General features: G+C 58.2%; 7 protein-coding genes. 1 reads left to right on the plus strand and 6 read right to left on the minus strand.

What is annotated here, in order from left to right; translation table 11 throughout:
* Positions 1–47: 47 nt before the first annotated feature.
* Genes CLV74_RS21005 through CLV74_RS21030 form a run of 6 tightly spaced genes read right to left on the minus strand, consistent with a single transcriptional unit; the run spans position 48 to position 5784 of the window.
* Positions 48–623 (minus strand): VUT family protein, encoded by a 576-nt coding sequence (locus tag CLV74_RS21005; protein ID WP_106268636.1) that lies wholly within the window; start codon positions 621–623, stop codon positions 48–50.
* Positions 620–1342, minus strand: coding sequence for a 7-cyano-7-deazaguanine synthase QueC (gene queC / locus CLV74_RS21010; protein WP_106268638.1), 723 nt, complete (start codon positions 1340–1342; stop codon positions 620–622). The genes CLV74_RS21005 and queC overlap by 4 nt, the downstream gene beginning before the upstream one ends.
* Positions 1343–1345: 3 nt before the next feature.
* Positions 1346–2458: a DGQHR domain-containing protein DpdB gene (gene dbpB / locus CLV74_RS21015; protein ID WP_106268640.1), complete on the minus strand. Its 1113-nt coding sequence runs from the start codon at positions 2456–2458 to the stop codon at positions 1346–1348.
* The gene (gene dpdA / locus CLV74_RS21020) at positions 2445–3749 is read right to left on the minus strand and encodes a tRNA-guanine transglycosylase DpdA (RefSeq protein ID WP_106268642.1); all 1305 of its coding nucleotides are present in this window, start codon (positions 3747–3749) and stop codon (positions 2445–2447) included. The genes dbpB (CLV74_RS21015) and dpdA overlap by 14 nt, the downstream gene beginning before the upstream one ends.
* Complete coding sequence (dbpB, locus tag CLV74_RS21025; RefSeq protein ID WP_106268644.1) at positions 3746–4882, minus strand: DGQHR domain-containing protein DpdB; 1137 nt, start codon at positions 4880–4882, stop codon at positions 3746–3748. The genes dpdA and dbpB (CLV74_RS21025) overlap by 4 nt, the downstream gene beginning before the upstream one ends.
* The gene (locus CLV74_RS21030; protein ID WP_106268646.1) at positions 4879–5784 is read right to left on the minus strand and encodes a hypothetical protein; all 906 of its coding nucleotides are present in this window, start codon (positions 5782–5784) and stop codon (positions 4879–4881) included. The genes dbpB (CLV74_RS21025) and CLV74_RS21030 overlap by 4 nt, the downstream gene beginning before the upstream one ends.
* Positions 5785–6112: 328 nt before the next feature.
* Here CLV74_RS21030 and CLV74_RS21035 point away from each other — a divergent pair, with 328 nt between their 5' ends.
* Positions 6113–6301: a LysR substrate-binding domain-containing protein gene (locus tag CLV74_RS21035; protein ID WP_281260677.1), complete on the plus strand. Its 189-nt coding sequence runs from the start codon at positions 6113–6115 to the stop codon at positions 6299–6301.
* Positions 6302–6884: the final 583 nt, after the last annotated feature.

Genomic DNA, 6884 nt, shown 5'->3' on the forward strand with positions numbered 1-6884 from the left:
CGCAACCATCGGAAGCGGGCGCGCTGGGTTCTCGCCTTTGTCTCGGGTCAAGAGGCGGCGGCCATGCCGATCCGCTGATCGCGGTTGCGCAGCAAGATCAGCACCGGGATTGCAACAAGAACCATCCAAATCTTGCCGACAATCTGCCCGGCAACGAAGTCCATACTGCCAAAGGCGAGTTGCAGGAAAATAAGGCTGTCGACGATCAATCCGACGACACTGCTGGCTAAAGCAGCCAACACGAGGCCGCGTTTTTGCAGCGGCGTGAATACAAGAAGGTCCACAAGTTCCGAGAACAGGAACGCCGCGGCCGAAGCAAGGACGAGACTCGGCGCCGAGAAGCATGCCGAGAGCGCTGCGCCAGCCAAAATAGCGCCGACCGACCACCACAGCCCCAAGCGGCGCTGCACAAGATCGCGAAGCACCAAGCCGAGTCCGACCATCAAGACGCCGCTGGGCGCAGTGAGACCCGGAGCGACCGGGATCACGCAGGGACCACCGTCGGGCAGACAAAAGGTGCCGACATGCTGGATCAGGAAATTTGCGGCCGGAATACAGGCTGCAAAGGCTGCGAGAAATGCGAAGCCTTCAAGGCGGCGCTGGATGTCTTTTGGCACGGTCATTCTCTTCTCCCTGTAAAAGTGGCGTTCCGCGACCGGAAGTTCTCATAGCCTTTTGCGCGCAACCGGCAGGCCGGACATTCGCCGCAACCATAACCCCAGTCATGCAGATGTGACCGGTCGCCGGTGTAGCAGGTGTGGCTGCCCTCGAGGATCAAATCCACAAGATTTGTGCCTCCGACCTCTTCAGCCAGTTGCCAGGTGGCCGCTTTGTCGAGCCACATCAGGGGAGTGTCGATAACGAAGCGCTTGTCCATGCCAAGGTTCAATGTGACCTGCAAGGCCTTGATTGTGTCATCGCGGCAATCCGGGTAGCCCGAAAAATCGGTTTCACACATGCCGCCCACAAGATGCCGGATGCCGCGCCGATACGCCACCGCGGCCGCAAGGGTGAGAAAGAGAAGGTTCCGCCCCGGCACAAAGGTATTTGGCAACCCGTCTTCGGCGATGGCGATCGCCATGTCCTGAGTCAGGGCAGTTTCGGAGATTTGCCCGAGGATTCCCAGATCGATGAGATGATCTTCTCCCAAGCGCTCCGACCAGTTCGCGCGAAGACCGCCAATCCTGCCCAGAATCGTGTCGCGGCAGGTCATCTCGACGATGTGCTTTTGTCCGTAGTCGAAGCCGATGGTTTCGACCCGCTCAAATCGCGAAAGCGCCCAAGCAAGGCACGTCGTCGAGTCCTGCCCCCCGGAAAACAGCACAAGGGCGCTTCTGCTCATTGTTCAGATCCTTCCGTTGCCGGAGTGTGTAGAAGTCTTGTGAGCCTCCCAGAGGCGCTCTCGCTGATCGCTTCTGACCTCGCGAACAAGATAGTCTGACAAAAGCGCGATGTCGCGACCGACGTTCTGAAGTCCGCGCCAACTGCGCCGTTCGCCGTTTCCGAAATCCCATTCGCCTTGTGTCCAGGCTGTCTTGGGCTTTAGGCAGGCCAAACCTATGGCAAAATGATCACGCGTTTGCGCCTTGTCGAAATAAGCGAGCAGTTCCATCACATGACCCATCGCCACGATTCCTGCCCCATGTACAAGACGAGAGGTCTTCGGCTTGTGCCCCTCCCAATCGCCCGGAAAGGTATCGCGAATAGCCCAGAAATATTCGTTGATCAGGTCATAGCAGCGATCGAGCCCATCCGCTTCTTGCAACAACTCGCGCATGATGCCATCGCTGGAGGAGTTCATGATCACCTTCTGGATCGCGGTATCCTTCACTACACCGTCGGGGTTTGTGTGCTGATGGATCAACCCCTTAAGCGATGAGCCTTCGGTGAAATTTAGACGTGCGGTCAATTCGGCCGCCACGGCACGCTCGCCCATCTTGCGGTTGAGTCCTTGCATCGCTGGCAAAAGTTCATAGATCAGCGACTTCGGCAGCGGTCGCGCCGAGTTGATCAAGACGAACTGACGTTTCAGTTCCGCCTCATCGCGGCAGATTACCGCCGAAACAAACAACTGGAAATCGCCGCGCGAGGATTGCGATAAAGCAGTCAAACGTTGCTGACCATCGACGACCAGTCCTGGCTTCGCGGTCGAAATATCGATTTCCACACTGCAATGGCCATCGTCGCGGCGATTTACGACCGTCAAACCATCGAGAAATGCCACTACGATCGGGTTGGGCAGCACGGCGTCTTCCTGCTCGAGATAGTCCCGAATGTTCCGAATGTGTCCGGCAATCTGTGGCCGCTGAAACCCATTCAGGCTTCCATCGGCCTCTCGGCCCGCACGATCGATCACTGCAAAGTCCATGATGTCGGAGGCACTGGCCGTGAAGGTCAGCACGTCGTGAGCCGCGCTCTGTTTGGCGTAGACCGCCGAGAAGGTTTTACGTGAGCGCATAAGGCGAGGTTTCTTTCAGCTTTTTCAGGTGGTTGGAGTAGACATGCAGGTTGTGGATACCGCGCCGCTTGTTGCGGTTTGATGCGCGGAACAGCATCACCTCGATGGAGGCCGCGCGACAGATCGCACAGTCGCATTGCTTCCAGGGGCGGTCGATCAATGTGCGCTCATACCGAGCGCGAAGATCCGAAATCTGTCGCGTCCCCGGAAGGTTCTGCACCAGATCCCCGATCGTCGCGGGCACCGCATAGGCAAGCACTTTTTCGACCGTTTCCTCGACATCAGCCTCGTGACGGTCGTAGCGACGCAGCGCATCGAGTGCATCGGCCTCCATCTTCTGAAGGTCTTCCTGGTGCAGGATACCGCGCTTCGCGAGGTTCATTAGTTTCGGGTTCTCGATTGCCTGAGGTACGCGAATGGCCGTGTAATAATTAAGCGCATCGCCCGACCCCGGCAGGTAGTAGTTCGATTTCGCATCCTTGAATGCGCGGATCAGCGGCGAGGTAGTGTCGAAACTGGTGATCCCCATCCCGAGGAACTCGGCAATGTTGTCGGCCTTGGCAAAGCCAAGCACATGCAGACGTGTCTCGCGCGGGATCACCTCCCGAATGGCGGCGACACAAGACTTGATCTGGGGTGCCTTCAGGGGAACGGTGCCGCCAAGGGCAAGATAGTCGTAGCCCATGGCCACCAGACGCCGCGCGGCTTCGGCCATGCTGCCCGGCGACCAGCCCTGGATGACCCCCATGGGGCAGAAGCGGTTGCTCATGTGCCGCGTGGCCGCCAGAAACGCCTCGGCATTGCACTGGGTGATGTCGAAGCGCCGCCGATTTTCCTCGGTCCCGCCAGCCATCCCCGTCGAGCCTTCGGTGAAGTCAAAGATGATGTGGTCGATCGAGCAGCCATGCGTGAAGCGCCCGTCATCATAGAATTCGGCCGTGTCTTCGGGCTTGTAAGGGGGGACGTGCTCCTTGTGATAGGAGAAGGCGCCACAATCTCCGAATATGTCGAGCCCGGCATATTTCGGATCGTCCAGCCGCAGAAATTCCCGCGCACCAACCCGCCGGAACCGCATCGCCTGCGCCTCGGTGTATTTCCCCGAAACCCCGCTTCCTGCCCCGCCGCCAACGATGGCGCGCGAGACCAGCATGCCCTGATAGGGGGCATATCCCAGCGCCTCATGCGGGTAATGATCGTCCCAATAGGGTCGGCGCCCTTCGGCGTTGCGGTCTCGAACGAAATCGAAGCCGGGATCGATGTAGTCGAGGCTGTCGGCGAAAATGAACTTCATTTCACAAGGGCCCTGGACAGTTCCCGGTCCTTGGTGACCAGAAACTGCGTCAATTTGCTGATATGCTGGGGCGTGCCCTGCACCTCGTTCCAGCCCATCCCGAGTTCGGAAGGCCAGCGTCCCTCGGTCCAGGCACAATGGGGGGCGATTCGGCTGAGCGCCTCACGAATTTCTCCCCAAGGGTCCGCCGTAGCTTCGGTACGAACGATAAGCGCATCCATCAGAGCGGCCATGGCTTTGATCCCGGCCGAATGCATCAGGCGACTGCGGGCCGGTTCCTTCCCCCAAGCCTCGGGAAAAGTATCCTTCACGGCACGCCAATATGTGATCAGCGCCTCGAAGACTTTCTCTGCGTCAATCCCATCCGCAGAACGCATCGCGGCCAACCCGCCAAATGCGGGGCGCAGATTTTGCCGAATGGCCGTTAATAAGGTCTGATCCGAAATCACGCCGTTGGCCCCGCTCGAGGCGCGTTTGATCAATCCAAAAAAGGGCGACTCTGGCCTTGTATTCAGAAGGTTGCACAACTCCGAAGGCAGAAGGTTCTCGCTCAGATCGCGCGGCAAGAGCATTCCGACCTCGGGCAGCAACTCATTGATTAGGCGCGCCTCGAGCGGCTTCGACTTGTTGACCAGAATGAACTGTTCGCGCTGGGTCTTGATGTCGGGCGAGACGAAGGCAATCACCGGCACGGGCAGGTCTCGATTTTTCGTGCGGGAGAGTGCGAGCGAGCGTTGCTGACCATCCACGATCCAGGCGGCCCGCTGGCCCTCCACGCCGCGCGGGATCGTCAATGTGCCCGAGCGGCCGACGTCGATCAAACCAGCAGGTGCAGGGCCGCGCGAGGGCTCGAATTGCACCCGGTTCGACAGCGCCAGGATGATTGCATTCGGGAACAGAACCGGCCCGCTGTCGAGAAATTCGACGATCGCATTCACATGCGCGCGGATTTCCTTGCGCTGGAACCCCTGCAATTCGTCGCCCTCGCGCTTGATCCGACTGATGTCGGCGATTTGCAGAATATCGGAGGCCGCGATGAAAAAGGCGTAGAGCTCGAAGGCACCAGCCTGTTGGGTGCGGATCGCGCGCAGCACGATCGCATTCTCTTCCGCTTTCGCCGGAGGCCGTTTCATCGCAATCCCTCGCCTTCCAGTTCCCGGGCAATGCGCGCAAAACGCGATTGCTCGCATGAAATCAAGAGCGTATCGCGCAGATGCCGCAGCATTCGTTGGCGATTTCCTTTCATCGCAGCCCAGACCGCGATCAGTTCTCCCCGGATCTCCTCGTCCGATCTCCGTTCTCTTTTCGGCAAGACGGGCGGTCGCATTGAGTAAAGAGCGCGTTCCACCAGCGCCCGGTCTTCGGCGAGATCCGCTTCAGGCTGGCCAAGGGTCAGGGTCGTGAAATGTCGCAAGGCACGACTGGCAAAATCACTCCTGGTGCCGGGAAGAGGGCTGTCAGGACCATCCAGTCGCGCGTCATAAGGCAGGATATTACTCTCGAAACGACTCCACTTCAGGGTCTTGTCCGCACCCGTGAAGATACGCAATTTCTGAAGCGACGATTCTTCAAGTTGCTGAAGATCTTCGAAAATCATCTCAAGATAGGTTTTCGAAAGGGCGAGGTGAACTCGACCAGGAGCTTGAGCGATGATTGATTTTAGAGGCGCGTTCGGAAAGGCTGCGCGCCACCAATCAACCGGGCGCGTTCCGAGAGGGCACTTGCTCAGAACATTTTCGTCAGTGGCGCCGACTGTGGTCAAGGCATAGGCGGGAATTTCCTGCTCAGCTTCGACAAGACCGAGACCTGCACTGACAATGATATGGGGAAGATGGGCTGCTTGTGCGGACCAAACCGCATCGGTGAACGATCGTCCCGCATATAGTGAGGCTGCTCGGTGCGTTCTTGGGGCAGAGGTGATTAGGGCCGTCCATTGCATTGCGACGTCCGACACGCCTCCGGCGATCAGGTTGCCCGGATGCAATAGCGGGTTGATGGACGCTTTCTTGCGTCTGGAGCATCCTGTCACAATCATTTTCTTGCAGTATCCGAGTTTCTAACGATCGTGTGTGCAGTTTTCTTCGAGAAATCGGTCTATGTCAATAAACAGCGTGGCGTATTTTAGTGGATGTAGTTTTGATCCATGTCGGAACTCGGCATCTCGGTCACCCCCGCGTGGGATGGTTAATTGTCTTATCCGCAGTAGTGTTGGATGTCTCTGAGAACTGACCCAGCATTGTCATCGAGATTTGACCCGCCTGTCAGTATGTCGGTCGGTTCATGATGGGGTCAACATTGGCGTCTCCTTCCTCTTCTTTCTCGCGATCCCAGAGTTGGCCTTGAAGCGATAGCTGCCCGAATGTCTGGTCGCCCGAGACATCGCGGCCAAAGTGTTGGTGCGGGTATTGGATGATTGGCGCCTGCCGGAGCAACCGATGGCGCTGATCTATCATCGCGACCGGTATCGTCCGAAACGGCTTGAGGCGTTCATTGCCTTCGCCCGCGCGACCTTTGGATCTCAAAACGATCCGGTAAAGGGAACGGCCCTCTGAGAAGACACCGTTTCAACGCGGGCTTCGGCGTTCGTAGACTTCACGCCCGATGGAACAAAGTGGACTGTCTGCGCGGCGTAGGAATGACTGCTATCCAAAACTGGCCGTCGGCGCCACGCTGCACTGCCGCAAGTCCGCTTTCCGCCCTCACGTGCATGACCATCGGTTTGGTTGAGGGATTGCGATGGTGCCCGTTCCTCTTATTCTGGGCCAAAGTTGATCGAATAGGGTGTCGCGTTTGAACCACTGGAGGCTCGCCCGCCAGCTCGGGCTCTACATTTCCGAAGCAGGCGGTTCTGGTTCCGTAATATGGCAACCGCGCGGCTGGACGCTGCACCGCGTTCTTGAGGGCCACTTCCTCAGGCTGCTTCAATCGTCTGGCTTCGGTGAGGTTCGAACCTCCGTCGCTGGAGTGGACAAAATCATCGGTGTGGTCTTCGGGACCGATGGTGACGGTTTGCCTGAGGCGGAAGTGCTCAGGGCCGATCTGGACTTGTCGCGTTTAAGTTCCGATCCTGCTGCTCATTTATGCGGCCTTTCTTTCGAACGCCAAGGGGCTTTTATAGCCGAGTGCTGAGTGTTT

This window comes from Donghicola tyrosinivorans, assembly GCF_003003355.1.
GTDB lineage: Bacteria > Pseudomonadota > Alphaproteobacteria > Rhodobacterales > Rhodobacteraceae > Donghicola > Donghicola tyrosinivorans.

Bases quoted from the DNA above. Each gene is read 5' to 3' on its own strand.
- dpdA (WP_106268642.1), bottom strand. From the start codon at position 3,749: ATGAAGTTCATTTTCGCCGACAGCCTCGACTACATCGATCCCGGCTTC.
- dbpB (WP_106268644.1), bottom strand. From the start codon at position 4,882: ATGAAACGGCCTCCGGCGAAAGCGGAAGAGAATGCGATCGTGCTGCGC.
- queC (WP_106268638.1), bottom strand. From the start codon at position 1,342: ATGAGCAGAAGCGCCCTTGTGCTGTTTTCCGGGGGGCAGGACTCGACG.
- CLV74_RS21005 (WP_106268636.1), bottom strand. From the start codon at position 623: ATGACCGTGCCAAAAGACATCCAGCGCCGCCTTGAAGGCTTCGCATTT.
- CLV74_RS21030 (WP_106268646.1), bottom strand. From the start codon at position 5,784: ATGATTGTGACAGGATGCTCCAGACGCAAGAAAGCGTCCATCAACCCG.
- dbpB (WP_106268640.1), bottom strand. From the start codon at position 2,458: ATGCGCTCACGTAAAACCTTCTCGGCGGTCTACGCCAAACAGAGCGCG.